Source organism: Nonomuraea sp. MTCD27, from assembly GCF_041950495.1.
Taxonomy (GTDB): Bacteria; Actinomycetota; Actinomycetes; order Streptosporangiales; family Streptosporangiaceae; genus Nonomuraea.
This window is the reverse complement of sequence record NZ_JBGNUW010000049.1, coordinates 17,257-43,842: the sequence shown is the minus strand read 5'-3', so window position 1 is coordinate 43,842 and position 26,586 is coordinate 17,257. Positions and strand designations below refer to the sequence as shown.

Here is a 26,586-nt window from a genome sequence, read left to right as displayed (position 1 = left end):
AACATCCCCGGCGGAACGCTCAGGCTGAGCCGATCGACGGCAAGCACGGATCCGAATCGCTGGGTGAGGTCCGCCACCTCGATGGCGGGGACGGAGAAATCGGGCACGGCCTTCTTTCCTGAACGTTGAGTGAGCGGGTTCTTCGTCGCAAGCACTGGAACGGCACGCGCCGTGCCGAGAGCGGACGCGGTCATTTTGGGCGGCTATCGGCAAACCTGTCAACACGGTACGTGCCGTGCCGATAAGATGATGTCGTGACCACCAGCCACCACGATCGAGCCGCCACACGCACCAAAGCGATCATGCAGGCCACGCTTGCCCTGGCTCAGGAGACCGGCTATGCCAAGCTCAGCATCGAGGCGGTCGCGGCCCGCGCCGGCGCGGGCAAGCACACGATCTACCGCCGCTGGCCCTCAAAGGGTCTGCTGTTTCTCGACTCGCTGCTGTCGCTGAACGAGCCCGTCCTCGACTATCCCGACACCGGCGACGTCCTGGCCGACCTGCGCCGGCAGATCTACGCGGCGGTGGACCTGCTGGCCAATCCACCCTGGGGCCCGCTCTACCAGGCACTGGTGGCCGAGGTTCAGCACGACCCCGCGGTCGCCGCCGGCTTCAACGAACGCTTCATCCGCCCACAGACCGACAAGACCATTACCCGTCTCAAGACGGCCCAAGACCAGGGGCAGCTTTCGCCCGACTTCGACCTCGACCTGGCCATGGCGATCCTGTCCGGACCTCTGTACTTCCGGCTCCTGATCACTCAGGAGCCCATGACCCATGATTACGTCGATCGCGTCCTCCAAGCCCTCTTCGCCGGCATGAGCCCGAGGCATTGAACTGGAAAGACGCTCCTGCCGCGCGTAGCCGAGTTTCTGCTGTGCAACCGCCCTCTTATCGCAAGCCGCCGAACCCCGGAGTGGCAACCCGCCGTAGCCCGGGGAGTCCCGAGCCAACGTGAGCGGGCGCAAACGTCCCGCAAGCCGATACACAAGTTGAATTCGTAGAGTCGGTCATGGAGGTCGGTGACGGCGAAGTTGGCTAAGGCCCGGCGGAGTAGTGACCAGACGCCCTCGGTGGGATTGAGTTCGGGGGCGTAGGCCGGGGAGTTGGACGATGCGCAGTCGGCGTTCTCGGCGGCGAAGTCGGCGAGTTGGCCGGCCAGGTGCACGTTCAGGTTGTCGCAGCACCACACCGGCGGTGCGTCAGATGCTGGTGAACGGCCACGATCAGGTCCCGGTAGTCCATCCAGGAGAACGTCTTGGGCTCGCCCTTGCGACCGTGGTAGATGTGCAGGCGATAGAACAGGTGCGGTCGCTCGCTGTCGCGGTAGCAGACGACGCCGGCCATGTTGATGCGGCCGGAGCCTCTGCCGCGGACCGTCACCACCGGCCGGGCGCCGACCGGCGCCCAGGTCCGCCGCGGTGCTTTTACCGCGGGCCACACCTCGGCCTTCCACAGCGCGATGGCCTCCTCGTCCCGCTCCAGGGCGCGCCGGGCCGGCATCTGTACCGACCAGCCGTGGCGATGCAGCAGCTTGCCCACGCCCTCGATGGTGTAGCCGATGTGGAACAGCCGCCCGATCAGCGTCTTGACCCGGTCCAGCGTCCAGCACTGGTCCTCCACATAGCCCCAGGCCGGCGGCCCGCGCCGGAGCTCGGCGTCCAGCCGCGCCCACTGCCTGGTCGACTCTCCGGCCTCGAACCACTCGGCCGCCTGCAGCCGCACACGCTCCCGCCGTTCCTGCTCAGCGGGCGTGCATCCACCTCTTTGCCCGTACTGCATGCTCCGGTCGTCACCCAACGCGATGTCCCAGCGTGATACGAGGACGGCTGTGCACAGGACTTCGAACATTCGTGCAGGCGGCTCCGGAAAACGACAACGGCCGACGAAATCCTCAAAAGCCTCGCTGACTACCTCACCAAGATCAATCCGCCGACCACCAAAAACCAGTCTGATATTCAAGTGTGAAATCACAGGCGCATGACACTAGCCCTCGGTGCCGTCACCGGCTGGTGCCCCCGCTGACCGGTTCGAGCACGAAGATCGGGATCTGTCGGTCGGTCTTGCGCTGGTAGTCGGCATAGTCCGGGTACGCGTCCACCGCCCGGCGCCACCAGAGGGCCTTCTCGTCCCCGAACACCTCGCGCGCCCGGTACTCCCGGATCACCGCGCCGTCCTGAAGCTCGATGACCGGCTCGGCGACCAGGCTGGCGTACCACTGCGGGTTGGTCGGCGCGCCACCCTTGGACGCGACAGCCGCGTAGTACCCCTCGTGCTCGACACGCATCAGCGGCGTCTTGCGAACCTTGCCGCTCTTGGCGCCCCAGTAGGTCATCAGTACGGTGGGCAGGCCACTGATCGTGACGCCGTCGGTTGTGCCGGTGCGCACGATCTGCTCGACGTGCTCGCGGACCCACCCCGACGCGCTCGGTTCGTAATCGCCAGTCAACGCCATGTCCTGATCAACGTGCCCGGCCCGTCGCGATTGCGCGACTGGATCGTGCCGGCGGCCGTGTGGTTGGCGGGGGCGCCTGGTATCCACGTTGCCGGTCAAGGTTGTGAGGATGCCGGGGAGTTCGGCCACCGTTTCGGCGGGCAGGCCGGCCACGGTCTCCTCCGCCAGAGCGCACCATAGCTGCTTGACCTGGTCGGCTAGAGCTTTGCCGCTGTCGGTGAGTTCGACGATGCTGGCGCGCTTGTCGGAGGGGGCGGGTGTGCGGCGGATGTGGCCGGTGGCTTCGAGCTTGCGGGTCATGAGCGTGACGCTGGGCGGCTCGCAACCGAGCGCCTCGCTGAGCTGGGCCTGGATCATCGGGCCGGTCCGGGCGAGCTCGAGCAAAAGCGCCTCCTGTCCGGGGTGCAGGCCGAGCGGGGCCAGCAGCGCCGCGGCCCTGGCCCGGTGGCGCAGACTCAACAGGCGGATGGCCTGGTTGAGGGCGTCGGCTTGCTCGAAGTCCATGGACTCTCCTTGACAGATTAGTTACGCGCATAACTATTATGCGGATAACCAATCTTACTCGACATCGAGGAGCCGGACATGACCGTGAAGGTCTCCGTCATCTACTACAGCGCGACAGGCAGCGTGCACGCGCTCGCGCAGGCCGTCGCCGAGGGCGCCGCCTCGGCCGGGGCCGAGGTGCGGCTGCGGCGGGTCGCCGAGCTGGCACCCGACAGCGCGATCGACCAGAACCCGCAGTGGCGGCGGCACACCGACGCCACCACGTCGATCGCCCAGGCCTCGATTGAGGACCTGGCGTGGGCCGACGCGTTCGCGTTCGGGACGCCGACCCGGTTCGGCGCGCCAGCCGCGCAGCTCAAGCACTTCATCGACCAGACCGGCGGGCTGTGGCAGGAAGGGAAACTGGCCGACAAACCGGTGACGGCCTTTACCTCGGCTTTCAACCGGCACGGCGGCAGCGAGGCCACGATCTTGTCGCTGGGCAACGTCTTCTACCACTGGGGGGCGCTGATCGTCCCGCCCGGATTCACCGATCCGGCCGTGTACGCCGCCGGTGGCAACCCCTACGGCACGTCGCATGTGACCGGCCCGACCGGAGAAGGCCCGGACACCGCAGTGCTGGAAGCGGCCAGGTACCAGGGGCAGCGGTTGGCCCAGATCACAATCCGGCTGCTGGGAAGCGGGCGCGTCACCGATGCCGCCGCGGACGACGGGAACGCCCGCGAAGCCCTGGCCGCTACGGCCTCCCGGACCGCGTGAGCGGCAGGTTGGCCGGGAGGAAGTCATGACAACCAACACCGAGACGCAGCGGGCCACGCCGCACACCGGGCCCGCCTGGTTGGTTCTGGCGTTAGCGTGCGCCTGCCAGTTCATGGTGATCCTGGATTCGTCCATCGTGAACGTGGCCCTGCCCTCGGTCCGCGAGGACCTCGGCTTTACACCCACCGGCCTGGCCTGGGTGGTGAACGGCTACCTGCTCACCTTCGCCGGCTTGATGCTGCTGGGCGGCCGCGCCGCCGACCTGTACGGCCCGCGCCGGATGCTGGCCGCCGGGCTGTTGTTGTTCTCCGCCTCGAGTCTGGTCGGCGGCCTGGCAACCGCTCCGGAGGTCCTGGTGGCGGCCCGCCTCGCGCAGGGCATGGGAGCCGCCATGATGGCCCCGGCGACGCTGGCCGTGATCAACACCTCCTTCACCGAGCCGAACGCGCGTGCCAAGGCGTTCGGTGCATGGTCCGCCGCGGGCGGTGTGGGCGGGCTGGCCGGCGCGATCGCGGGCGGCGCCATCACCACTGGCCTGTCGTGGCGGTGGGTCTTCCTCATCAACGTGCCCATCGGCGCGGTGCTGATCGTCGCGGCCATGATGTCGCTGGCCGGCACGCGAAGCAGCCGGCGGGAATCGCTCGACCTCACGGGCGCGGTCACGGGGACGGCGGGGCTGGCCGCGGTGATCTACGGGGTCATGCAGAGCGCCGATCACGGCTGGTCGTCCGGGCTGGTCATCGGGCCAGTAGTGGCGGGCCTGCTCCTGCTCGTCGCCTTCACTGTGGTGGAGGCGCGCTTCGCCACCCAGCCGACGGTGCCGCTGCGGCTGTTCAAGATACGGGGGGTGGCGGTCGGCAGCGGCATGCTGCTGCTGTTCGGAGGGATTGCCATCGCGATGTGGTATTTCACGTCGCTCTTCCTGCAGAACGTCCTCGGCTACAGCGCGCTTCAAGCCGGGCTCGGGCAGACACCCGCGGCGGTGACGTTCATGGTGATCACGCGATGGGCCTCCGCCCTGCTGTCGCGAACCGGTGTGCGCCCCCTGGTGCTGGCCGGCAGCGGCTGTTTCGTGGCCGGTTTCGGCTGGCTCTCCCTGGCTCATGCCGACAGCGGCTATGTCACCAGCGTGCTCGGGCCTACGCTGCTCATCGCGGTCGGCATCGGGCTGACCTTCCCCACCATCATGGCCGCGGCGACCGCCGGCGTTCCCGACGGCGACGCGGGGATCATCGGCGGCCTGGCCCAAACCGCCAGCCAGGTAGGCGGGTCGATCGGCCTGGCGGTGCTCGCGACGGCCGCCAGCGCCAGAGCCGCGATGGAGGCCGGCGGGAGTTCCCCGGCCGCCGCCCTCGCCGCCGGATACGGCCTGGTCTTCCTCATGGCGGCTGGGCTCGGCCTGGCCATCGCGGTGGTCAGCTTGCTGCTGCCGCGACAGCAGCGCGGCTGACCGCCGGCGACGCCGCGTGCTCACTCGCCGCACCCCTGTGTCTGCGAACGACCTCACGTGGCGGTGCATGTGAACCGTCCTGGGTTTAGCTCCGACTTCTATTGGAGGATGGAGCTATGCCACGTCAGTTCCCGCCGGAGTTTCGGCAGCGCGCGTTGCGGCTGCTGGGCGAGTCCCGGGAGAACCACGAGTCGGAGTACGAGGCGATCAAGGCAGTAGCGTCGAGGCCGGAAATCCGGATGGAACGAAACGTACGCTAAGTGGGTGTTTAGGCTCGACTGGTGGCATATGTCAGGATCTGCTCCGCACGTTGAGCGCCAAATCGACGCGCGCTTCGACCCGTTTCGGTCCACGAGGGCGGCGAGGTGGGCGAGGTGATCCTGATCCTCCTGGACGTAGCTCTTGGCGGCCCCGGGGATGTCGGGCAGGGGATGGTCAGCGATGGAGACGTACCGTCCTCCCGGCGCGAGGGCGGGGCCCGCGGCGGTGCCTGCGGTGTCCAGTACTGCCGTATAGGTACGGCGGGGGAGATCGGCCGGGGTGTGCCAGACGCGTTCGGCGCCGAGTTCCCGGGCCGCTACGAGGTGCTCGGGGCGTGAGACCAGGGCGTCGACGGTGGCCCCGGTGTGGCGGGCGAGCTGGACGGCCACGCCACCCACGGCACCGGCCGCGCCGGTGATCAGAACGTGGTCTCCCTCGGTGACTGCCGCCTGCTGGAGAGCCTGCAGCGCCGTCACTCCGGCCAGCGGGAGTGACGCGGCATCCACCAGCGAAACCGTGGTGGGGGCGGCCGCCAGCAGCCGGGCCGGCAGGGCGACCTGCTCGGCCCAGGTACCGCGGCCGGTGGCGATCTGCGCGGACATCGCGATCACCTGGTCCCCGGGGCGGTAGCCGGGGTGGTTGGTGGCGGTGACGACTCCGGCCAGGTCCCACCCCAAGGTGGCCGGGAGTTCGGGCCCGACCTCCCATGCGCGGGTCTTCCAGTCCACCGGGTTCAGGCTGCTTGCGGCGGTACGGATCAGCACCTCGTCAGCTCCTGGAGCGGGCTGGGGAACCTCCCGGACGGACAAGACTTCGGGCCCGCCGTGGCTAGCGATCTGGATCGCGTGCATGGCGACCTCCTTTGCGCGAATGGACGGGGGATCAGGCGGCGGTGGAGGTGAAGACTTCGGGTTCGGCGTCCTGCGCCGACGTCCGTGGCCGGGGCAGGACGAGATAGGTGAGGGACAGTCCGATCAGGGTCAGCACCGCGCCCGCCAGGCCGGTCCAGCGCAGAGCGCCGACGGCGACGATCGCACCGCCGATAACCGAGCCGGCTGCGGCGCCGAGGTTGAAGGCACCCACGTTGACGGAAACGGCCAGAGTTGGAGCGGCGCCCGCGTGGTGCAGGATCAGTCCCTGCAGCGGGGCGATGGTCGCGGTGGCGAGCAGGCCGAGCACCAGGACCGCGGCCACGGCGGTGGGCTGCCACACCGCGGCGAACGGAATGAGCAGGAGCGTCCCCGTCAGCCCGCCGAAGACCCCACGTACGGTTGCACTCATCGATTTGTCGGTCAGCTTTCCGGCGGTGAGATTGCCGAGGAAACTGCCCGCGCCGTAGGCGAGCAGCAGACCGGAGACCGCCGCGGCGGAGAAGCCAGAGACGCGGGTCAGCAGCGGGGCGATGTAGGTGAACACTGTGGCGACCCCGGAGAAGCCCACCGCGGTGGTGGCGATGGCGAGCATAACCGGCCGACGCGCCACCACGCGTATCTCGTCGCGCAGTCGCGTGGCCGGCGCCTCCTGCCGGGGCAGCACCGCGGCCAGGAGAACGGTGCCTGCCACGGCAAGAGCGGTCAGCACGGCGAACGGAGCCCGCCATCCGGAACTCTGCCCGAGCAGCGCCCCCAGGGGCACCCCGAGGAGCGTGGCCACGGTGAAGCCGGAGGCGACGGTGGCGATGGCCGAACCCGTCTTCTCGGCCGGGACCACCCGGGTCGCCGTCACCAGCGCCAGGGCCAGGAAGGCGGCGTGGCTGAGCGAGGACACCACGCGGCCCACCAGGAGCAGGCCAAACGAAGGCGCCACGGCGCTGATTGCGCTGCCTGCCGCGAACAGCACCATCAGGCCGACGGCGAGCCCCTTGCGCGGCAGACGCGCGGTCAGCAGGGCCATGACGGGCCCTCCGACCACCACTCCGAGCGCGTATGCGGTCACCGCTTGTCCAGCGGTTCCCACGGAGATGTCCAGATCAGCTCCGACCTGGGGCAGCAGCCCGGCGATCAGGTACTCCGAGGTACCCACGACGAAGACGCTTGCGCACAATGCCGCGAGCGTCGCGAACCCCTTGTTCACGTTCATGCTGCAGACGCTAAAGTCTCACATCAATATGAGAGTCAAGTCGAGGGGACAAGGTCCGCGCGGCCATCAGGAGGTTTTTGTGCGTATCGGTGAGTTGTCCCGGCGGACCGGCGTGGCCGTGCACCTTCTGCGCTACTACGAGGAGCAGGGTCTGCTCCACCCACAGCGGCGCCCCAGCGGTTACCGGGAATACGTCGAAGAGGACGTTGCCATCGTCCGCCGCATCCGCAGCCTTCTGGCCGCCGGCCTGAGCACCTCAACGATCACTACGGTCCTGCCGTGCCTGCGGGACACCGGCGACCGTCTCGTCCCCACCTGCTCAGACCTGCTCGCCGACCTCCACCAGGAGCGCGACCGCATCGCTCAGGCTATCAACGACCTTCAGGCCTCCATGGCCGCGCTCAATGACGTCATCGCCGCGGCCCCGGCCGACGTCACTCGGCGCATGAACGAAGCGGTTCTCATAAATGGTCATCTGTGAGAGTTCTGCGAGAGCCCCGGACGCGGTCACGTCTCCGCATGTGACCTTCGGCGGCAAACGGCGCGACATCTTCGCTGCCACATGACCGTTACAAGCTGCAAGGTTCTGGCCGCTCCATGCCTTGGCGATCATGGCTTATCGTGCTGCGATGGGTTTTGAACAGCAGCTCCAGTCGGAGCTGGCGGCACTGGCCGGCCACGAGGACAGCGTCGTGGAACTCTGCGGCCTGCTGTCGCCGGGCCGCCTCATCGTGACGGACGAAGGCGAAGGCCGCCCGGGTCTATGGATGACTGTGGAACCGGCCTCGGCTGATCTGTGGGCAGCTGTCCGAGAACTTCATGGACGGACCGGCTTGTGGCCTCTGCTGCTGGAATCTTCACCGCACGATAGCGAGTTCCGGCCCTGGGAATCCGGGGAGCTCTCTCTAGAGAAGATCACCTCTCCGGATCTCCACGACCACGCGACTCTCCTGGCGACGTGGTGGGCGCAACACACCGAGGTCGATGCGGACACCGATCAGTTGTCGCCGACCGAACGGATCGCCGTGACCCACCCTACGGTCAACACTGGCCCGGGTTGGCGCCGGGCAAGCCGTTCACCGCGGAGCCGGCCTCGTTCGCAGTCGAGTACGCAGTCCACCTCACGGCCCAGAACCCGGACATGCGCCTCGGCCTGGCCGCCGCCGGCCGGGGGGCTGATGCTCTGGCCGCCGCCGGGTGGATGGGCCCGCTGAACTACACCAACGACACCGGTGAGATCGCCGCCGTCCTGCGTAGTTGGGAGGACCGGTTCGGCGCCGTGGTCGTCGGCGTCGGTCTCGCCGACCTGTATCTGAGCATCGCCGCCCCGCCTTCGACGCTGCAGGAGGCGCTCCACGTCGCAGCCGAGCACTTCGCCTTCTGCCCGGACAACATCTGGCAGAACAGCCACCCCCACACGCTTGCCACCTACGCGGAGCGTCTTGTCGGACTCAACTCGTGGCAATTCTGGTGGGACTGACGAACGGTCTAAGGTGTCGGAGAATTGAACGATTCCCAACATGATCACCTTACGAGCGGGGCTACCCGTCAGGTGCCAATATGCCGCCGCGGTGAGGCTCAGGGGCCCGACAGGAAGTCCAGGATGTGGGCGTTGACCGTCTTGGGGCTTTCCAGGTGGCCGTAGTGGCCCGTGTCGGGGACCATTGCGTACTCGCAGCCCGGTATCCGGTCGGCCACCTCGCGGCCCAGGCGGGGCGGGGTGAGGCGGTCGTGTTCGAAGGCGACGACCAGGCCGGCCGTCTCGATCTTGGACAGCTCCTCCAGGCGGTCGGGGATCAGCGTGGCAAGCAGCTGGCTCCTGATGCCGGGCCCGGCCGCGGGCGCGGACATCTCGAAGACGTCGAGCCAGTCGCGCACGCGCGCGGGGTCGTCGAGGGTGGCCGGTGACAGGTTGAGCAGCGCGCGCAGCACGCCGGAGGTGGGTCCGGGCAGGGAGAGCCCGCGTTCAAGCAGGTCCAGCTCGGCCGCGACGATCGCCGCCCGGAAGGCGTCGGTACGGCCGCGCGTCGCCAGCAGCACGCACCGCGACAGTAGCCCGGGCCTGGCGAGCGCCACCTCCTGAAGGATCATCGAGCCGAGCGAGACGCCCACGGCGTGGCAACGCGCGATGCCCAGCGTGTCGAGCAAGGAGATGGTGTCGGCGACCATGTCGTCCAGGCCGAACTCGCCGGGGCAGGGGCCGTTGGCCGGCAGGCCCCGGTTGTCGAAGGTGATGACCCGGTATCCGGCCGAGACGAGAGCGGGCACCTGGTGGATGTGCCAGGTCCTGCCCAGCCCGCCCGCCCCCATCACCAGCAGCACCGGGTCGCCGGCGCCGTGGACCTCGTAGCCCAGGCGGACCCCGTTCACGTTCGCGTAAGGCATGGTGTTCCTCGGCTCTAGAACCGGCCGGCCCGTACGGCAGGCACCGCTTCCGTGGCGATGCGCTCGAAGACGGCGGGAATGGCGTGGTAGGGAGGTTCCGGGCGGGGCCAGTGCAGAATGAGATCGGTCGCCCCGGCCCGGTCGTAGCGCCCGGCGAAGTCCAGGAAAGCCTCCACGGACAACAGCGGCCGCTCCGGCGTGATGCCGGTGAGCAGGATGCGGCCGATGTCGCCCGGCTCGCGCCCCTCGGCGACGCAGGCGTCCTCCAGCAACTTCACCTGCCGCTGGAAGGCGGTCATGCACGCGCCGGGCCCGCGATCATCGAAGTCAGGGGTGTCGCCGAGCGTCACCCACGCCTGCGCGTGCCTGGCGGCCAGGCGCATCCCGCGGGGACCGGTGGCCGCGATCGCGAACGGGATGCGCGGCTTCTGCACGCAGCCGGGGTAGGTGCGCGCCTCGGTGGCGCTGTAGTAGCTTCCGCGCGTAGTGACGGCCGGCTTGCACAGCAGCTGGTCGAGGTGGTCGACGAACTCGGCGAACCTGGCGGTGCGCTCGCGGCGCGGCCAGGGCACGCCGCCGAGCGCCTCGGCGTCGAAGCCCTCGACCCCCGAGCCGAGCCCGGCGATCATCCGTCCGCCGGAGATGTCGTCCAGGGCGACGAGTTCCTTGGCGAAGGTGACCGGATGCCGGAAGTTGGGCGAGGCGATGAGCGTGCCCAGCCTGATGCGGCTGGTCACGCAGGCCGCGGCGGTCAACGTCGGCACCGTGGCGAACCAGGTCCTGTCGCGCAGCGACGCCCACGACAGGTGGTCGTAGGTCCAGGCGTGGTCGAAGCCGAGCGCCTCGGCCTGCTGCCACAGCCCGCATCCCGTCCCCCACCGGTGCTCCGGGAGGATCAGCACCCCTACCCGCATGCCGCCTCCTCGTCCAGCGCCGCGAAGTCCACCTTGCCGTGCGCGGTGAGCGGCAGCTCGCTGACGACGCGGAAGCGGCCGGGCACCATCTCGGGCGGCAGTCTGTGTGCGGCGAACTCTCGCAGTTCCGCTTCGTGCAGGTGCCCCGAGTCGCTCACGCCGATGGCGAGCAACCGGCCGTCGGCCGGGTCGAGACCCACCACGGCGTCGTCGAGCAGCGGATGCCCGCGCAGCACGGCCTCGATCTCGCCCGGCTCGACCCGAGCCCCGCGCACCTTCAGCTGGCGGTCGAGCCGGCCGAGGAAGCGCAGCGTGCCGTCGCGGCGGGCCGCCAGGTCGCCGGTGCGGTACCAGCGCCCGGGACGGCCCGGCAGGGGTACGGCCAGGCCGTCGCGCCCCCAGTAGCCCAGTGCCAGGCAACCTCCGCCGATGACCAGCTCCCCCTGCGATGCCTCGCGCCCCTGCTCGTCGAGGAGGATGACGGTGGCCGAGGGGATGGGCGCGCCGATCGGGATCTCGCCCGTCTCGGCGGGTCCGACGTCGTGGCTGGTCGCCAGCACGGTCGCCTCGGTGGGGCCGTAGTGGTTGACCAGGCGGCGCAGCGGATGCCCGTCCGACAGCCGCAGCCGGTCGCCGCCCGTGAGCAGGCATCGGAGCTGCCCGAAATCCGAGCCGTGCCGGACGTACGCCTCGGCCAGCGGGGTGGGCAGGAAGGCCAGGTCCACCCCTTCCGCGGCGAACCAGGCGCCGAGCTCCCACGGGGCGTAGCGCACCTCGGGCGGGGCGAAGCAGATCCGGGCGCCCGCGCACAGGTACGGCCAGGTCTCCCACTGGAAGGCGTCGAAGGACGGCGCGGCCACCGAGGAGGCCGTGTCGCCGGCGGTGACCCGGTACCCGGCCAGGTGCCAGCGGATGAGCGCGCCGAAGGAGTCGTGGCCGACGAGCACGCCCTTGGGCTGCCCGGTCGAGCCCGAGGTGTACAGCAGGTAGGCGGGATCGCCCGTCGCCGCGCTGAGGTCGGAGTCGAGCGGCTCCACCTCCCCGTCGGTGATCAGCGCGGCGGGGCGGGCGTCCTGGAGCATCTTCTCGGCCCTGGGACGCGGCTGCGACGGGTCGAGCAGCAGCGGGATCCCGCCGTGCAGCCAGACCCCCAGCTGTGCCCCGAGCAGCGCCGCGCCGGGCGGGCACCGCACGGCCACCACCCGGCCGGCCCGCACGCCACGCCCACGCAGGGCGCCGGCCGTACGCCTGCCTATCGCCAGGAGCTGGGAGTAGGAGGTCGCGCCCGAGGCCTCCACGACGGCGGTCCGCCCGGAGTGCGCGGCCGCCGCCCGCAGGAACAGCTCCAGCGCGGACGTCATCGCCCGCTCCCCGCCACGGTGCAGGCCGCCGCGACGGCGCGCACGCTGGCGTCCGCCAGGAACTGCTTGGCCGGGACCTGTAGCCCGTAGCGCTCGCGCAGGTCGGCGATCGCCTCGATCACCAGCAACGAGTGCCCGCCGAGCAGGAAGAAGTCGCCGTCCGGGTCGATGGCGACGCCGAGCGCGCGCTCGAAGACGTCCGACACCGCGTGCACCCGGCTTTCGAGCAGGCCGGACTGGATACCGCTCATGGCTGAGCTCCTTGTCGTAGGTGTTGCGGCGCGCGCATGACCAGGGCGCGCGCCAGCTTCCGGTAACCGCGGTCGGCATGCCACCGCACGCTGCCCTCGACCAGGCAGGCCCGCGGCAGCAGCCGGACCCAGGCCCCGACCGCCTCCTGCGCGGCCATGCGGGCCACCGGCGCGCCGAGGCAGTGGTGCAGCCCGGTGCCGAAGGCCAGGTGCGAGGGCGGATGGTCCAGGTCGAACCGGTCGGGCTCGGGCGTGACCCGCCCGTCCCTGTTGGCCGCGCCCAGGATGACGACGATCCGGTCGCCGGCTCTGATCAGCTCGCCGCCGACCTCCAGGTCGGCCGTGGCGACCCGCGGCACCTGCGGCACGGAGGTGTCGTAGCGCAGGATCTCCTCCACCGCCTTCTCGACCGTCGCCGTCGCGCCGGTGAGCCGCCGGTAGGCGGCGGGCTCGCGCAGCAGGTGCACCAGCCCGGTCCCGATCAGTCCCGCCGTGGTCTCCTGACCGGCGAACACCAGGAGCATGGCGGTCTCGACGAACGCCGGGTCGCCGGTCAACGCCGCGAGCACTCCGTCCGGCTCCAGCTCCGTGGCGCTGTCGTGGAACATCCGCCGCAGCTCCGCCGTCGCCCGTGCCGCCCGCCCCTCGAATCCCCTGTGGTACGGCATGGCCAGGAAGCTGGCGATGGGCGACATCAGCCGGGCGGCCGCGGCGCTGGCCTCGACCGGAACCCCGAGCACCCGCGAGATCATCCGCACGCCGAGCGGCTCGGCGAAGTCGCCCATGACGTCGACGGGATCTCCCGCGGAGCCGATCAGCGCCTCCGCGTCCTCCCGCAGCAGGGAGCGCAGGGCCTCGACCCGCCGCCGCGTGAACCACCCCTGCACGGCCCGCCGCAGCCGCGTGTGGCCGGGCGGGTCCATCAGCATGAACCAGCCGCCGAGCGTGCGCCGCAGCAGCTCGTCGTGGTCGCGGACGCTGAGGAGGCGCCAGGAGGAGGAGACGTGGGGCGAACGCAGGATCGCCGTGGCCTCCTGCCTGCCCGTGACGATCCACACGCCCATGTCGGCGTCCCAGCGCAGCGGCGAACCGATCGCGTGGTAGGTCGGGTAGGGGTTCTCCCAGAACGTCGCCGTCATGCCCGCTCCCTGAGGAGGTCCAGGTACGCGGCCCCGATCCGGCCGGCCAGCCCGGCGGAGACCCGTTCGGCCTGGTGGCCGATCTCGATCAGCGCGCCTCCCCCCGGCCGCGGCCACACCTCGCACACCAGCTCGGCCACGGCCCGCGCCCCCGGCGGCCTGTCGAGGCGGGTCACGCAGCCGGGCAGCCCGAGCTCGGGCGCCGGGTCGTCGTGGACGGTGAACATCGCCTGGTAGAGCGGGTTGCGGCCGGTGCGGGCCCGTGGCGCAAGCCGTACGACCTCCATGAACGGCACGTCCTGGTTGGCGAGCGCGTCGGTGACGGCGGCGAGCAGGTGCGGCCATGGGCCGGATCGCACGGGCACGCAGACGGTGTCGATCAGGCAGCCCACGGCCCTGGTGGCGGTCTCGGTGCCGCGCTTGGAGACGGGCGTGCCGAGACCGAAGCGAGCCTGTCCCGTCACCTGGGCGAGCGCCTGGGCGAAGGCCGCCATCAACACGACGAAGCGGGTGGTTCCCGCCTGCCTCGCCTGGTCCTCCCAGGCTTCCAGCACGTCCGCGGGTAGGTGGTGGGTGTGGGCCAGGCTCTGCTCCCCGACCTCCGGATAGCGGAGCGGAGGCAGGCCGGCCAAGCGCGCGCGCCAGAAGGCGCGCTGGGGTTCCAGGCCGGTGTGCTCGTCCTGTTCGCGCCACTCGGCCGCGACCTCGGCCAGCGTGGGGGCGGGCCGTTCGAAGGCGGGGGCGTGCCCGCGCAGGCGGGCGGCGTAAGCGGTGGACAGGTCCGCGGCCAGCAGGTGCTCGGAGAAGCCGTCCACCGCCACGTGGTGGACGGCCAGCCCGAGCGACCACGCGTCACCGTTGCGGGCCACCGCGGCCCTGATCACCTCTCCCTTCTCGATCGCCAGCGGCTGGGCGAGGGCGGCATCGGCGTCGGCCATGCGGGTGAACCTGAGCAGCGGCGTCGGGACGGGGTCCGGGACCCTGGCCACCGGCTCGGGCTCGAGGCGGTAGGCGGCCCGCAGGGCCTCGTGCCTGGCGACGAGGTCGCCGAGCGCCGCCTCGAGAGCGTTCAGGTCGAGCGGGCCGCAGATCTCCCAGCGCATCAGGCACAGCGGTGACAGGTCGTCGGGGAAGAACGCGCGCATCGTGCAGAAGGCCGCCTGCATGCCGCGCAGGGCGACGGTGTCGCCCGCCGCCGTGCGCGGCGGTGGCGGGCTCGGGCGGGTCGTCTTCAGCCAGGCCGCCAGGCCGTTTACGGTGGGGTGGGTCATCAGGCGGGAGATCGGCACCGGGCGGTCCAGCCGGCGGCGCAGCCGTACGCAGATCCGACCGGCGTCCAGAGAGTTGCCGCCGAGCTCGAACAGCGACACGTCGTGCGGCAGCTCGGGCACCCCGATCACCTCGGCGAAGGCGGCGGCGACCGCGAGCGTGAGCGCGTCGGCGGGCGCTCCTGCGGCCTGGCGCCGCGCCGGTGCGGCCACGGCCAGCAGGGCAGCCTTGTCGATCTTTCCGTTGGCCGTCATCGGGAAGGCGTCGACCCGGTGGATCACTTCGGGCGCCGCGTACGCGGGCAGGCTTTCACGCAGGCTCACCCCCAGCTCCTCGGCCGAGAGGTCCGACGCGACGAAGAACAGGTGCAGCCTGGCCGCCTCGACGACGGCCAGGCACCGGCTCACCTCCGGCTGCGCGGTCGCGACGGCCTCGATGGCGGCCAGTTCGATGCGGTGCCCGCGCAGCTTGACCTGCCGGTCGCCGCGGCCCGCGAAGTGCAGCAGGCCGTCGGCGTCCACGTGACCGAGATCTCCCGAGCGGTACACCCGGCGCCCACCCCACGCAGGGAACCTCTCGGTGGTCAGCTGCGGATCGCCGAGGTACTCCACCGCCAGCCCGTCGCCGCCGACGCAGATCTCGCCCGTCTCGCCGGGCCCGCACAGCCGCTCGCCGTCCAGCACGAAGACCTCCGTGCCCAGCACCGCGCGGCCGATCGGGACGCCTTCGGGCAACCGGCAGTCCTGCGGCCGCACGAGGTGCGCGGTGGTGAAGACCGTGCTCTCCACGGGCCCGTAGCCGTTGATCAGCCTGACGCCGGGGTGCGCGGCCATGAACGCCCTGACGTGGTGCGGCGACAGCCGCTCGCCGCCCGTCACCACCTGCCGCAGCCCGCCGAACGCGCCGACGTCCTCCTCGACGAACAGGTTGAACAGCGAGGCGGTCAGCCACACCCGGTCCACGCCGCGCCCGGCCACCAGCGTGCGCAACTCCTGTGGCATCAGGTACGGCGCGGCCACCACGACCGAGGTGCCGCCGGTCAGCAGCATGCCCCAGAGCTCCAGGCTGTAGCCGTCCCACGGCACCGGGGCGGCCTGCGGCATCGCCGTACCCGGACCGCCGAGAGCGAGCATCGGGTCCCCGGCCAGCCGGGCGGTGGCGCGGTGCGGGGTGATGACGCCCTTCGGGCGTCCGGTGGTCCCGGAGGTGAAGAAGACGGTCGCGGGGTCGCCGCCGTCGACCTCCACCGGGTACGGCAGGCCGCTCCCGCCGATCGCCTCCTCCAGCGGGCCCGGCTGCCACGAGGGCGGCCCCCAGCCGGCAGCCCCCCCGCTCACGATCAGGGGCGGCCGGAGCTGCCGCACCACGGCCGCCAGCTGCTCACGCGGCCACCGGCCGTCCAGGGCGGCGTAGGCGGCCCCGCACTTCAGCAGCGCGAGCAGGACCGCCACGAACCCGGCCGACCTGGGCATCATCACGGGGACGAGATCCCTCGGGGACACGCCGCTGTCCTGCAGCCGTCTGGCCAGTACGTCGGAGGCGCGGTCGAGCTCGCGGTAGGTGATCTGTCTGTCGTCCTCGACCAGAGCGACGGCCTCGGGGCGGACACGGGCGAGATTGCGGAAGATCTCGTGGATCACACCGCCGTGCGGGTAGGGCGTGCGCATCGGGAACTCCTCAGCGGGCGATGTCCAGGACGGCCTTCATCACCGCGCCCGCGGCCACGTCGTCCAGGGCGTCGTTGGCCGACTCGAGCGGGTAGGCCGTCACCAGCCGGGCCAGGTCGAAGCGGCTGGTCAGGGTGGGGAGCAGGGCGACGTACTCGGCCAGGTGCGCGCCGGTGAAGCCCCACGAGCCCCTGATGTCGAGCTGCCTGCGGACGATCTGGTGCGGGTTGAGCGGCACGTCGCCTCTGTCGGTGTACTGGCCGACGACCAGGTAAGCGCCGCCCCGCGCGGGCATCAGCAGGCCCTGCGCGACGGCGGCCGGCGCGCCCGCGCACTCGATGACCAGGTCGGCGCCGCGGCCGCCGGTGAGGTCCATGACGGCCTCCAACGCCGTACCGGGGGTGCCCCCCTCCACGACGTCCAGGTGATGGTCGCCGACACCGATCTCGGCGGCCAGCTTCAGCCGCGAGGCCGGTCCGCCCACGACGATCACCTCGGCGGCGCCCGCGAGCCTGGCCAGGGCCGCCGCCGCGATGCCGACCGGGCCGCTGCCCTGCACGATCACCGTCTCGCCGAGCCGTACCGGTCTGCGCTCGTAGAGGGCGTGCACCATCGTCGGGGCCGCACACGCCAGTGAGGCGGCGGCCAGCGGGTCCACCCCTTCGGGCAGCCTGACCAGCGTGGTGCCCTCGCGCAGCGTCATGCGGTCGGCCCACGAGCCCGACAGCGGCGGGTCGTCGTCCAGGCCGAGCGTGACGCCGTACGTGCTGCGCCGCGCGCAGAGGGTCGGCTCGCGCCTGCCGCACGCCGCGCACCGGCCGCAGGAGATCGACGAAGCCCACATCACCAGGTCGCCGGGACGCAGCGGGGTGCCGAAGAAGTCCTCGCCTTCCTCATCGTCGCAGGCCACCACGGTGCCGAGTCCCTCGTGGCCGAGCACGAGCGGCAGCGGGATGGGCAGGAAACCCTCGCGCAGGTGGACGTCGGTGCCGCAGATGCCGCCGTAGCGCGGCGCGACCAGGGTCTGACCGCGGCGCGGCGCGGCGACGGGCACCTCGCGCACGCCCACCGGTTTGCCGAACTCCGTCAGGCAGACCGCGCGGCTGGATGTCAGGCCGTTCATACGGGTTCCCTTCCTCGTGAGGCCGGCCCTGGTGCGGCCGATAGGGCCACGGCGTCCGGGTAGGCGCCGGTGAAGCAGGCGGTGCACAGGTCCCCGCCTTGGCGGGTGCTTTCGACGAGGCCGCCGATCGACAGGTAGCCGAGCGAGTCGGCGCCGAGGATGCGCTGGATCTGCGCCACCCCGTACCGGCCGGCGACCAGCTCGCCGGTGGTGCGGATGTCCACGCCGAAGAAGCACGGCCAGCGCACGGGCGGCGAGGCGACCCTGACGTGCACCTCCGCCGCCCCCGCCTCCTTGAGCAGGGAGACGACCTGCTTCATGGAGGTGGCCCTGACGATCGAGTCGTCCACCACCACCAGCCGGCGGCCGCGCACCGCCGAGACGATGGGGCTCAGCTTGCGCCTCACCCCGAGCTGCCTGCCCTGGCGGGAGGGCTGGATGAAGGTGCGGGTGGCGTAGGCGTTGCGCACGAAACCCTCGGCGTAGGGGATGCCGCTCTCCTCGGCGTAGCCGAGCGCGGCCACCCGCGCGGTGTCGGGCACGGGGATCACCAGGTCGGCCCGCGCGGGCGCCTGCCGGGCCACCGCCCTGCCCATCGCGTTGCGCACCTCGTAGACGGAGCGGCCGTCGATGACCGAGTCGGCGCGCGAGAAGTACACGTGCTCGAAGACGCACAGCGCCTTGGCGCCGGAGGCGAAGGAACGCACGCGCAGGCCGTGCGCGCCCATCTCGGCGATCTCCCCCGGCTCGACCTCGTGGTGGAAGACGGCACCGATGCTGTCCAAGGCCGCCGTCTCCGAGGCGACCGCCCAGCCGTTGCCCGGCAGCCTGCCGATGCTCAGTGGCCTGAAGCCGTGCGGGTCGCGGGCGGCGTACAGCACGTCGGTCGAGATCCCGACCAGGGAGAAGGCGCCGTTCGTGCGGGGCAGCACATCGGCGAGCGCGTCGGCGAGAGTGCCGGGCTCCGCGGCGACCTGGGCGGCCAGCAGGTGGGTGTCGGAGGTGCGGGCGGGGGAGGGCAGCCGGGTCAGGTTGCCGTTGTGCGCCAGCGCGAAGGGCTCGCCGGATCCGGTCTGTCCGATGACGGGCTGCGCGTTCTCCGGTGACGAGTCGCCCGAGGTGGAATAGCGCACGTGGCCGATGCCCAGGTGCCCCTTCATGCCCTGCAGCGCCTCGTGCGTGAGCACCTCCGAGACCAGTCCCATGCCCGTGTGGTGGGCGATGTCGGCGCCGCAGGACAACGCCAGGCCCGCCGATTCCTGGCCGCGGTGCTGGAGGGCGAACAGGCCGTCGCGCAGCCACTCCGCGACGGGCTCGCCGCGGGTCCAGATGCCGACGACCCCGCATTCCTCCCCGGCGTCACCCCAGAGCATGGCCGCCGCTCACCACGGTGTGCTCCGCCAGGAGCGCCATCGCCTTCTCGGGGGTGCCGGCCAGATGGAAGAGCGGCCTGTCGCGGGGCGGCGCGAACCCGTGCTCGCGAATAGCGGTGACCATGCGCAGGAAATCGCCCCAGATGCCGTCCACATCGAGAATGATCAGTGGTTTGTCGTGCACGCCGAGATGTGCGGCGGCGATCACCTCCGTGATCTCGTCGAGCGTGCCGAATCCGCCGGGCAGAGCCAGGAAGGCGTCCGCCCTGGCGATCATTTCCCGCTTTCGCTCGAAAAGATCGTCGGTAATGATCAGCGTTTGCGCGGGCGGATTGTTTGGACGTTCGCGTTCGTACAGGAATTGCGGTATCACGCCGACGATCTCGGCGCCGCCGTCCTCGGCCGCCCGGGCCAGCGCGCCCATCAGGCCGATGCCGCCCACCCCGTACACCAGGCGATGGCCGCTCTCGGCCAGCAGGGCGCCCACGCGGCGCGCGTCCTCGACCGCCTGCGCGGAAACGCCGGGCCTGGCTCCGCAGAAGACGCAGACCGACAGGGTGCGCGCGGTCTCCGGCGCCTTCTCCAAGACTCCGGTTCCAGAGTCGTGCATGGTCATCTCCATTTCGAGCCGCTGGGCCAGGACTCCAGCGTCCGGAGATCGCTATCATCCGGGCATCAACCAGCAATCACTTTTTGGGTGGGAGTCGTAGGTGCTCATTGCTGGGCGCAAACGGATTCCTTCTTGACAAATATCGTCAACAGACCAAAATCCCCTGGTGGGGGTTTTCGCCGCCCACCCTCGCCGTGCAAGTGCGACCTTGGCAGGTATGCGCAGGTCATTCGCGTATGTGCGACTAGGAGGATGGCAGGAGTGCAGAGAGCGGCTGCGAACCATACGGCAGAGCAGAACGGCGAGAGCATCCTCTTCCGGATTCTCGGTCCCCTCGAAGTCAAAGGGCCTGGTGGCAGCCTCCGGCTCACCTCTGCCCGTCAGCGCAGCGTCATCGCAGTCCTGCTCCTCGAGGCCAACCGGGTGGTCACGACGGAGCGCCTGATCGACGCGGTGTGGGGCGACGACCCGCCCTCCAGCGCGAGGGCGCAGATCCAGATCTGCGTCTCCCGGCTCAGACGCGCGCTGGCCGACCTATGCCTGCCCGACGTCATCAGCACGGTCGCGCCCGGCTACCTGATGCTGGTCGAACAGGACCAGCTCGACGTGCACGTCAGCGAGCGCCTGACCGCCTTCTCCAGACAGGCCGCTTCGGCCGGCAGGCAGGCCGAAGCGGCGGAGGCGATGCGGGCGGCACTGGCGCTCTGGCATGGCGAGCCGCTGACCGGCATCGACAGCGAGCTGGTGAAGCCAGCCAGGATACACCTGTCGGAGCGCCGCCTTTCCATGATCGAGGAACGCGTCGCCTACGAGCTCGGGCTCGGCAGGGAACGCGAGCTCGTGGAGGAGTTGCTGACGCTCACCGGAGAGCATCCGCTGCGTGAACGGCTGTGGGCGCAGCTGATGACCGCCCTGTGCCTGCTGGGCCGCCGCTCTGAGGCGCTCGAGGCCTACCGGCGCGCCCGCGAGGTGCTCGTCATGGAGCTCGGGCTGGAGCCCGGCGAGGAGCTACGCCGCCTGCAGAAGTCGATACTGAACGGCCAGAGCGAGCCGGTCGAACCCGTCGCGAGCGAACCCGCCTACGCCGAGGAGGCTCCGCCCGCGCCCCAGTGCCTGCCGCCCAGCGTCTCCGACTTCCTCGACCACGCCCAGCTCGTGGACCAGCTCAGCGGCGAGCTCGGGCACTGCTCGGCCGACCAGCTCAGGGACCTGCGGGTGGTGGCGATCTCCGGCATGGGCGGCATCGGCAAGACGGCCCTGGCCCTGCAGGTCGCGCACAATCTCGCCGCCGAGTTCCCCGACGGCCAGCTCTTCGCCGACCTCGACGGCACGGGAGCCCACCCGCTGGCGCCGCGTCAGGTGCTCGAACGCTTCCTGCGCGCGCTGGGCGTCGCCGCCACGGCCATGCCGGCCAGCCTCAGCGAGTGCGCCGACACCTTCCGCGGCCTGGTCGCGGGCAGGAAGATCCTCATCCTGCTCGACGACGCCGCCGACGAGGCCCAGGTGCTCCCGCTGTTTCCCGGGACGGCCAGCTGCGCGGTCCTGGTGACCAGCCGCGGCAGGCTCGCCGGCCTGCCGGGAGTCCGCCAGGCCTACCTCAGCCTGCTGACCACCGCGCAGTCGGTGAGCATGCTCACCGCCATGATCGGCGACGAGCGCGCCAGGGCGGAACCCGCGCAGATGCTCGCCCTGGCCCGGCTGTGCGGCGGGCTGCCGCTGGCTCTGCGGGTGGCCGCCGCGCGCCTCACGTCCCGGCCGCACTGGCGGGTGGAGCAGCTCGCCTCGCGGCTGGAGGACATGAGCCAGCGCCTGGACGAGCTGGTGTACGGCCCGCAGAACGTGAGAGCCACCATCGCGCTCAGCTACCGCAGCCTCATCCCGCAGGCGCAGTGCCTGTTCAGGCGGCTGGCGCTGCTGGACATCCCCGACTTCCCCTTCTGGGTGGCCGCGCCCCTGCTCGACAGCGACCTGGGCGTGGCGGAGGACCAGCTCGAACTGCTCGTGGACGCTCAGCTCGTGGACGTGCTAAGACTGCCGGGCGAGGAGCCGCGCTACCGGCTGAGCGAGCTCATCCGCGTCTACGCCCACGAGTGCCTGGCCCACGAGGAAACCCCGGCGGAACGCGCGGACGCCCTGCGCAGGACGCTGTCCACGTGGCTGTTCCTGGCCGAGGAGGCGCACAGGCGCGAATACGGCGGCGACTACACCATCATCCACGGCGGCGCTCCGCGCCGTCCGCTCCCGCCCGACCTCGTCTCCTGGTTGCTCGCCCGCCCGCTCGACTGGCTGGACAGGGAACGGCTCGCGCTGATGGCCGCCGTCGCACAGGCGGAGGCGATCGGGGAGGACGAGATCTGCTGGGACCTGGCGCTCAGCTGCGTCACCGTCTTCGAGGCGCGCTGCTGCTTCGACGACTGGCGGGTCACCAGCGACATCGGGCTGCGCGCCGCCGTACGGGGCGGAAACAGGCGCGGCGAGGCCGCGATGCTGTACTCGATGGGCGCCCTGGCGCTCTTCCAGCAGAACCTGGACGAGTCCGCCGTGCATCTGACCTCGGCGCGCAACCTCTTCGAGCAGATCAGCGAACGGCACGGCTACGCGCTCGCGCTGCGCAACCTGGCCTTCCTGGACCGCACCAGGGGACATCTGGACGAGGCGCTGGCCACCTACGAGCAGGTGCTGACCGTTTTCGACGAGGTCGGCGACAAGGCCGCGGCGGCGCACGTGCTGTGCAGCATCGGCCAGATCAAGCTCGCGTGGGGCCGCTACGCAGAGGCGGAGGAGGTAGGCCGGCGGGCGCTGGTCATCGCGCGGGCGCTCGGCAACCACCGGCTGTGCGCGCAGGCCCTCAGCCTGCTCGGCGAGAAGAGCCTGGAACAGGGCGAGTACGATCTCGCGGAAGAGCACTTCGGCGAGGTCACGGACATCGTCAGGAGCACCGGCGACCGCCTCGGCGAGGCCTACGCGCTGCACGGCACGGGTCGGGTGCAACTGCGCAGGGGCAACCACCACATGGCGGAGATGTCGTTGCGGCTCGGCTATGCGCTGGCCTGCGCCAGCGCGGAGAAGCTGATGATCGCGCGGCTGGCCTTCTCGCTGGCGGAGTTCCACCGCGCGAGCGGCGAGGCGGCCGCGGCCACCGCCAGGGCCAACGAGGCGCTCAGCACCGCCAGGGCCATCGGCGCCGCCCACCTGGAGGCCCAGATCAGTGCCTTCCTGGACGGGGCTTCCGCCTTCCCCGAAGGGATCGCCGCGGAGAGGGAACGGGCCGGGCGGTAAGGCGCCGGCGGCCCGTTCCCCGCCGCTCATCCCCAGTGGGTGTCGGCTTCCAACAGGAGCAGGAACTCATTCACGGTTAACCCCTTGGTCGGCGTCTGTGTTCTGCCCGTCATGCAACGCGCCCGCCCTGTCGTCACGGCATCGTCCCGCTTTCCGCGCCGAGCCCACCGCGTCCAACGACCGATAGCGGTAGGAAGGCCCACGGATAGCTCCCGCCAAGAAGGTGAAGACTCGCGATCAAGCCCCGGGGAGGACACTCGTGAGCAGCACCTCGAGGAGCCTGGCCGGCAATGGCACACGGCAGGCGATCGGCTCGGGCGCCGCGTTCGGCACCTTCGGCGAGCTCCTGCAAGGCGTGCTCTATCCATCCGACAGGGACTTCCTCGTCACCCTGCCCATCGCCCGCTGGTCGACCGCCACCTTCCACTGGCGGCCCGGCTGGCCGCTGCGGGTCGAGCCCGCGCACAAGCACAGGTCCCGCGCGCTCGCCAGGACCATGCTCCGCCTGTATGGCAGGCGCGGCGGCGGGCGGCTCACCATCCACAGCGAACTGCCGGAGGGCAAGGGCCTGGCCAGCTCCTCCGCGGACCTGGTCGCCACGGCCCGCGCGGTGGCGGCGGCCTTCGGCGAGGAACTGGCGCCGGAGACCATCGAAGGGCTGCTGCGTGAGGTGGAGCCGACCGACGGCGTCATGTACGACGACGTGACCGCCTTCCACCACCGCGACGTCAGCCTCATCACCCGGGTGGGGCCCCTGCCGCCGCTGACGGTCGTGGGCGTGGACGAGGGCGGCACCGTGGACACCATCGCCTTCAACCGCCTGCCCAAGCCCTACGACGAGCGGGACAAGCGGGAGTACACGCACCTGCTCGACACGCTGGTGGCCGCCGTGAGGCGCGGCGACATGGCGGCGGTCGGCCGGGTGGCCACCCGCAGCGCCCAGCTCAACCAGCGCCTGTCACCGCGCCGCACGCTGGAGGCGGTACTGGAGGTCAGCAGCCGGGCGGGCGCCCTGGGCGTGGTCGCCGCCCACAGCGGCACCTCGCTCGGCGTCATCCTGGCGGACGACGCACCGGGCTACGCGGACCGCCTGGGCCGGGTGCTGGCGGCCTGCCGCAGGATCTCCCCGGAGGTCACCGTGTACCGCACCCTGCCCGGCGGCACCTGATCTCAGCGCCCCACCCGCTGGACGGTGCGGAGCAGCACCTGGGCCCCGGCCACCAGGTCGGCGTCGGCGGTGCTCTCCTCGGGCACATGGCTCACGCCGTCGCGGCTCGGCACGAAGATCATCCCCATCGGCGCGAGCGTCGCCACGATCTGCGCGTCGTGTCCCGCGCCGCTGGGCAGCGCGTGCGTGGCCAGCCCCAGCTCGCCGGCCGCCCGGCCGATGGCCGCGCGCAGGCTCGCGTCGGTGGCCACCGGCGCGAACCGGTCGCTGACGGTCGTCTCCACCTGGATCGGCGCTCCATGGGCGAGCTCGGCAAGCTGCGTCATCAGCGTCTCTTCCGCGGCGCGCAGCCGCTCCGGCGCCGCGTCCCTGAACTCCGCGGTCAGCCGCACCAGCCCGGGCACCACGTTCGTCACGCCTGGCGCCACGCGCAGCCGCCCGGCGGTGGCCACCGCGCACAGCCGCCGCGTGGCCGCCACTTCCTCCACCATGAGCACCACTCGCGCCGCGAAGGTCAGCGCGTCGGCACGGGCGTCCATCGGGGTGGTGCCCGCGTGCCCGGCCCGCCCCCGTAGCTCGATCTCGACGACGGTGCGCCCGACGATCGCCTCCACCACGCCGATCGTCAGCCCGAGCCGCTCGAGCACGGGCCCCTGCTCGATGTGCAGCTCCAGGTAGGCGGCCACGGAGCCCGGCGGCCAGGCCGCCGACTCCAGCCGGTCGGGGTCGCCGCCCACCTCGCGCAACGCCTCGTCCAGCGACACGCCCGCCTGGTCGCGGATGTCGTACGGCGTCCGCGCGAGCCGGCCGGTCAGCGCCAGCGACCCCCAGAACGGGCAGGGGAACCTGGCGCCCTCCTCGTTGGCGAAGGCCACCAGGACGGGCTCGTGCCGCATCTCCGCACCGGTCTCGGCGAGCGCCTGGAGCACCTCGAGTCCCGCGATCACGCCGTAGGCCCCGTCCAGCGGCCCGCCCTGGACCACCGTGTCGAGATGGGACCCCATGAGCACCACCGGCCCGCCCTTCGCGAGGTCCGCGGAGCGGCTGACGACGAGGTTGCCTGCCGCGTCCACGCTCGCCGACAGGCCTGCCGCCGCCGCCTCCGCGGCGACGTAGTCACGTCCTGCCAGGTCCGCCGCGGTGAAGCCGGGCCTGGTGACGCCGCCCGCCTCGTCGGCGCCGATCTTCGCCAGCCGTTGGAGGCGGGTGAGCAGCCGGTGCGCGTCGACAGCGGGACCGAGTACCGTGCGGGTGATCGCCATAACTGGACACCTTTGCTCGAGGAGGCTCTCCTCCCCAGCATCGAAACCCGCCTATCCGCCACCTATCGGCGGGCAATCAAGCCCGGCGGCGCTCCGCCGGCGGAGGAACGGGGCCAGGACGAGGCCCGCCACCAGAGCCACGGCGGCTCCCAGCGCGATCGCTCCGCTCGGGCCGGCCTGCTGGGCGACCACGCCCAGGCCGGTGGCCGCCAGGCCCTGTGTGGTCATCATGCCGCTGTTGGCCAGGCCGAACGCCTGGCCGCGCGCCTCCTCAGGCACCGCCGCCAGGTACCGCTCCTGCAGCGCGAGATGGTGACCGTAGCCGAAGGAGGCCACGGCTGCCAGCGCGGAGGCCATCGCCACCGTGGGCGTCAACGCGAACACCAGGTACGGCACGGCCAGCAGCACCATCAGCGGCATCATGGCCAGCGCCCGCCCGCGCGGCGTGAGCACGCGGCCCACGACGACGTCGCCCGCCAGCATGCCCGCCGCCGCGGCCACCAGGAGCGCGCCCGCCGACGAGCCCGCGTAGGAGACGAACAGCGCCTCCACGCCGACGATGAGCCCGCTGGGCAGCCACTGCGCCAGCAGCAGCGCCCTGATGGCGGGCACGGCTAGCAACGCGCGGGTGCCTTGCCACGTGGTGGCCACGGAGGCGCGGCCTGCCGTACGGGCCGGGCGGGCCGCCAGCCGCAGGCGCAGCACCAGCGCGCCCGCGACGTACAGCAGGGCCGTGCACCACAGCGTGCCCGACGGCGAGATGAGGGCCAGCAGCGAGCCGCCGACCGCGAAGCCGACGATCTGCATGACGCCGACGGCGGCGTTGAGGGTGGAGCGGGCCAGCACGTAGGCGTTGTCCGGCAGCACGTCGGCCAGGAGGGCGAGTTTGCCCGCCTCCGCGACCGGAGTGGTGATGCCGACGGCGACGACCAGCGCAAGCGCCGCCCACACGGGCAGCTGTCCGGGCGCGATGGCGCAGGCGACCGCGGCGCCGGCCAGACTCCAGCCGACGAGCAGCGCGCGCGGCGGCAGCCTGTCGGCGAACGAGAGCAGGCTGAGCCCGCCGATCGCGTGGGGGAGGAAGCCCGCGAGGTAGGCGATGGCGGATAACAGGGGTGATCCCGTGCGCGCGTAGACGAGGGCCGACAGGCCGAGCATCTGCATCGTGTTGGCCGCGACCCCGAGCGCGTGGTTGGTGAAGACGGCGCGGAACTCCGTCACCCTGAACACGTCCCGATAGGTGATGGTCATAGTGGCAGGGTCGGCGAAGCCCGCAC

At 71.3% G+C, this 26,586-nt stretch carries 23 protein-coding genes and 1 pseudogene; 7 read left to right on the top strand and 17 right to left on the bottom strand.

Going from position 1 to position 26,586, the window contains the following annotated elements; translation table 11 throughout:
- Positions 1–194: pseudogene (locus tag ACBJ59_RS61585) on the bottom strand (hypothetical protein); the annotation flags it as partial.
- Positions 195–254: 60 nt separating this feature from the next.
- Between ACBJ59_RS61585 and ACBJ59_RS61580 the strand changes: the two are divergent.
- Complete coding sequence (locus tag ACBJ59_RS61580; RefSeq protein ID WP_364137794.1) at positions 255–836, top strand: TetR/AcrR family transcriptional regulator; 582 nt, start codon at positions 255–257, stop codon at positions 834–836.
- Here the strand turns inward: ACBJ59_RS61580 and ACBJ59_RS61575 are convergent.
- The 3 genes from ACBJ59_RS61575 to ACBJ59_RS61565 are packed head-to-tail and all read right to left on the bottom strand — an operon-like array spanning position 782 to position 2,959.
- Entirely contained in the window at positions 782–1,168 is a 387-nt protein-coding gene (locus ACBJ59_RS61575) for a hypothetical protein (RefSeq protein ID WP_375119189.1), read from the bottom strand. The genes ACBJ59_RS61580 and ACBJ59_RS61575 overlap by 55 nt on opposite strands.
- A 2-nt stretch (positions 1,169–1,170) precedes the next feature.
- On the bottom strand, positions 1,171–1,962 hold the full coding sequence (locus ACBJ59_RS61570) for a winged helix-turn-helix domain-containing protein (RefSeq protein WP_375119188.1): 792 nt from the start codon (positions 1,960–1,962) through the stop codon (positions 1,171–1,173).
- A gap of 40 nt (positions 1,963–2,002) precedes the next feature.
- Positions 2,003–2,959 (bottom strand): nitroreductase/quinone reductase family protein, encoded by a 957-nt coding sequence (locus tag ACBJ59_RS61565; protein ID WP_375119187.1) that lies wholly within the window; start codon positions 2,957–2,959, stop codon positions 2,003–2,005.
- A 78-nt stretch (positions 2,960–3,037) separates the two neighbouring features.
- Here ACBJ59_RS61565 and wrbA point away from each other — a divergent pair, with 78 nt between their 5' ends.
- Positions 3,038–3,718, top strand: a complete 681-nt coding sequence (gene wrbA / locus ACBJ59_RS61560; protein ID WP_375119186.1) for an NAD(P)H:quinone oxidoreductase — start codon at positions 3,038–3,040, stop codon at positions 3,716–3,718.
- 25 nt (positions 3,719–3,743) lie between these two features.
- Positions 3,744–5,168: an MFS transporter gene (locus ACBJ59_RS61555; protein WP_375119185.1), complete on the top strand. Its 1,425-nt coding sequence runs from the start codon at positions 3,744–3,746 to the stop codon at positions 5,166–5,168.
- A gap of 98 nt (positions 5,169–5,266) precedes the next feature.
- On the opposite strand, the gene ACBJ59_RS61550 is transcribed toward ACBJ59_RS61555, so the two are convergent.
- Together ACBJ59_RS61550 and ACBJ59_RS61545 are read right to left on the bottom strand one after the other, a co-directional pair.
- Positions 5,267–6,280 (bottom strand): NADP-dependent oxidoreductase, encoded by a 1,014-nt coding sequence (locus ACBJ59_RS61550; protein WP_375119184.1) that lies wholly within the window; start codon positions 6,278–6,280, stop codon positions 5,267–5,269.
- A 31-nt stretch (positions 6,281–6,311) separates the two neighbouring features.
- On the bottom strand, positions 6,312–7,508 hold the full coding sequence (locus ACBJ59_RS61545; RefSeq protein WP_375119183.1) for an MFS transporter: 1,197 nt from the start codon (positions 7,506–7,508) through the stop codon (positions 6,312–6,314).
- Between the two features lie 79 nt (positions 7,509–7,587).
- Here ACBJ59_RS61545 and ACBJ59_RS61540 point away from each other — a divergent pair, with 79 nt between their 5' ends.
- Entirely contained in the window at positions 7,588–7,989 is a 402-nt protein-coding gene (locus ACBJ59_RS61540) for a MerR family transcriptional regulator (RefSeq protein ID WP_375119182.1), read from the top strand.
- Between the two features lie 576 nt (positions 7,990–8,565).
- Complete coding sequence (locus tag ACBJ59_RS61535) at positions 8,566–8,988, top strand: DUF4253 domain-containing protein (protein WP_375119181.1); 423 nt, start codon at positions 8,566–8,568, stop codon at positions 8,986–8,988.
- Between the two features lie 98 nt (positions 8,989–9,086).
- Here the strand turns inward: ACBJ59_RS61535 and ACBJ59_RS61530 are convergent, their stop codons facing one another.
- From ACBJ59_RS61530 to ACBJ59_RS61490, 9 genes are read right to left on the bottom strand one after another with little or no spacing between them, the layout of a single operon-like run.
- Positions 9,087–9,893, bottom strand: coding sequence for an alpha/beta fold hydrolase (locus tag ACBJ59_RS61530; protein WP_375119180.1), 807 nt, complete (start codon positions 9,891–9,893; stop codon positions 9,087–9,089).
- A gap of 14 nt (positions 9,894–9,907) precedes the next feature.
- A complete protein-coding gene (locus ACBJ59_RS61525) occupies positions 9,908–10,807 on the bottom strand; it encodes an LLM class flavin-dependent oxidoreductase (protein WP_375119179.1) in 900 nt (299 codons plus the stop codon).
- Positions 10,798–12,168, bottom strand: coding sequence for an amino acid adenylation domain-containing protein (locus tag ACBJ59_RS61520; protein WP_375119178.1), 1,371 nt, complete (start codon positions 12,166–12,168; stop codon positions 10,798–10,800). Before ACBJ59_RS61520 ends, ACBJ59_RS61525 begins: the two co-directional genes overlap by 10 nt.
- On the bottom strand, positions 12,165–12,419 hold the full coding sequence (locus ACBJ59_RS61515) for an acyl carrier protein (RefSeq protein ID WP_375119177.1): 255 nt from the start codon (positions 12,417–12,419) through the stop codon (positions 12,165–12,167). The genes ACBJ59_RS61520 and ACBJ59_RS61515 overlap by 4 nt, the downstream gene beginning before the upstream one ends.
- Positions 12,416–13,558 (bottom strand): cytochrome P450, encoded by a 1,143-nt coding sequence (locus ACBJ59_RS61510; protein ID WP_375119176.1) that lies wholly within the window; start codon positions 13,556–13,558, stop codon positions 12,416–12,418. The genes ACBJ59_RS61515 and ACBJ59_RS61510 overlap by 4 nt, the downstream gene beginning before the upstream one ends.
- Entirely contained in the window at positions 13,555–16,494 is a 2,940-nt protein-coding gene (locus ACBJ59_RS61505) for an AMP-binding protein (protein ID WP_375119175.1), read from the bottom strand. Before ACBJ59_RS61505 ends, ACBJ59_RS61510 begins: the two co-directional genes overlap by 4 nt.
- A 10-nt stretch (positions 16,495–16,504) precedes the next feature.
- On the bottom strand, positions 16,505–17,617 hold the full coding sequence (locus ACBJ59_RS61500; RefSeq protein ID WP_375119174.1) for a zinc-binding dehydrogenase: 1,113 nt from the start codon (positions 17,615–17,617) through the stop codon (positions 16,505–16,507).
- Entirely contained in the window at positions 17,614–18,990 is a 1,377-nt protein-coding gene (gene purF, locus ACBJ59_RS61495; RefSeq protein ID WP_375119173.1) for an amidophosphoribosyltransferase, read from the bottom strand. Before purF ends, ACBJ59_RS61500 begins: the two co-directional genes overlap by 4 nt.
- Positions 18,977–19,606 carry a TIGR00730 family Rossman fold protein gene (locus ACBJ59_RS61490; RefSeq protein WP_375119172.1) on the bottom strand — a complete coding sequence of 210 codons (630 nt, stop codon included), beginning with the start codon at positions 19,604–19,606 and terminating at the stop codon, positions 18,977–18,979. Before ACBJ59_RS61490 ends, purF begins: the two co-directional genes overlap by 14 nt.
- Positions 19,607–19,852: 246 nt before the next feature.
- On the opposite strand from ACBJ59_RS61490, the gene ACBJ59_RS61485 reads away from it, so the two are divergent.
- Together ACBJ59_RS61485 and ACBJ59_RS61480 are read left to right on the top strand one after the other, a co-directional pair.
- Entirely contained in the window at positions 19,853–22,879 is a 3,027-nt protein-coding gene (locus ACBJ59_RS61485) for a BTAD domain-containing putative transcriptional regulator (RefSeq protein ID WP_375119171.1), read from the top strand.
- Between the two features lie 259 nt (positions 22,880–23,138).
- Positions 23,139–24,047 carry a hypothetical protein gene (locus ACBJ59_RS61480; protein ID WP_375119170.1) on the top strand — a complete coding sequence of 303 codons (909 nt, stop codon included), beginning with the start codon at positions 23,139–23,141 and terminating at the stop codon, positions 24,045–24,047.
- Between the two features lie 2 nt (positions 24,048–24,049).
- Here ACBJ59_RS61480 and ACBJ59_RS61475 read toward each other — a convergent pair whose 3' ends face one another.
- Both ACBJ59_RS61475 and ACBJ59_RS61470 read right to left on the bottom strand, forming a co-directional pair.
- Entirely contained in the window at positions 24,050–25,309 is a 1,260-nt protein-coding gene (locus ACBJ59_RS61475) for a Zn-dependent hydrolase (protein WP_375119169.1), read from the bottom strand.
- A 51-nt stretch (positions 25,310–25,360) separates the two neighbouring features.
- On the bottom strand, positions 25,361–26,560 hold the full coding sequence (locus ACBJ59_RS61470; RefSeq protein ID WP_375119168.1) for an MFS transporter: 1,200 nt from the start codon (positions 26,558–26,560) through the stop codon (positions 25,361–25,363).
- Positions 26,561–26,586 lie beyond the last annotated feature (26 nt).

Coding starts and splice junctions, on each gene's coding strand:
- ACBJ59_RS61565 (WP_375119187.1), bottom strand. CDS start 2,959: ATGGACTTCGAGCAAGCCGACGCCCTCAACCAGGCCATCCGCCTGTTG.
- wrbA (WP_375119186.1), top strand. CDS start 3,038: ATGACCGTGAAGGTCTCCGTCATCTACTACAGCGCGACAGGCAGCGTG.
- ACBJ59_RS61555 (WP_375119185.1), top strand. CDS start 3,744: ATGACAACCAACACCGAGACGCAGCGGGCCACGCCGCACACCGGGCCC.
- ACBJ59_RS61550 (WP_375119184.1), bottom strand. CDS start 6,280: ATGCACGCGATCCAGATCGCTAGCCACGGCGGGCCCGAAGTCTTGTCC.
- ACBJ59_RS61545 (WP_375119183.1), bottom strand. CDS start 7,508: ATGAACGTGAACAAGGGGTTCGCGACGCTCGCGGCATTGTGCGCAAGC.
- ACBJ59_RS61530 (WP_375119180.1), bottom strand. CDS start 9,893: ATGCCTTACGCGAACGTGAACGGGGTCCGCCTGGGCTACGAGGTCCAC.
- ACBJ59_RS61525 (WP_375119179.1), bottom strand. CDS start 10,807: ATGCGGGTAGGGGTGCTGATCCTCCCGGAGCACCGGTGGGGGACGGGA.
- ACBJ59_RS61520 (WP_375119178.1), bottom strand. CDS start 12,168: ATGACGTCCGCGCTGGAGCTGTTCCTGCGGGCGGCGGCCGCGCACTCC.
- ACBJ59_RS61515 (WP_375119177.1), bottom strand. CDS start 12,419: ATGAGCGGTATCCAGTCCGGCCTGCTCGAAAGCCGGGTGCACGCGGTG.
- ACBJ59_RS61510 (WP_375119176.1), bottom strand. CDS start 13,558: ATGACGGCGACGTTCTGGGAGAACCCCTACCCGACCTACCACGCGATC.
- ACBJ59_RS61505 (WP_375119175.1), bottom strand. CDS start 16,494: ATGCGCACGCCCTACCCGCACGGCGGTGTGATCCACGAGATCTTCCGC.
- ACBJ59_RS61500 (WP_375119174.1), bottom strand. CDS start 17,617: ATGAACGGCCTGACATCCAGCCGCGCGGTCTGCCTGACGGAGTTCGGC.
- purF (WP_375119173.1), bottom strand. CDS start 18,990: ATGCTCTGGGGTGACGCCGGGGAGGAATGCGGGGTCGTCGGCATCTGG.
- ACBJ59_RS61490 (WP_375119172.1), bottom strand. CDS start 19,606: ATGACCATGCACGACTCTGGAACCGGAGTCTTGGAGAAGGCGCCGGAG.
- ACBJ59_RS61485 (WP_375119171.1), top strand. CDS start 19,853: ATGGCAGGAGTGCAGAGAGCGGCTGCGAACCATACGGCAGAGCAGAAC.
- ACBJ59_RS61475 (WP_375119169.1), bottom strand. CDS start 25,309: ATGGCGATCACCCGCACGGTACTCGGTCCCGCTGTCGACGCGCACCGG.
- ACBJ59_RS61470 (WP_375119168.1), bottom strand. CDS start 26,560: ATGACCATCACCTATCGGGACGTGTTCAGGGTGACGGAGTTCCGCGCC.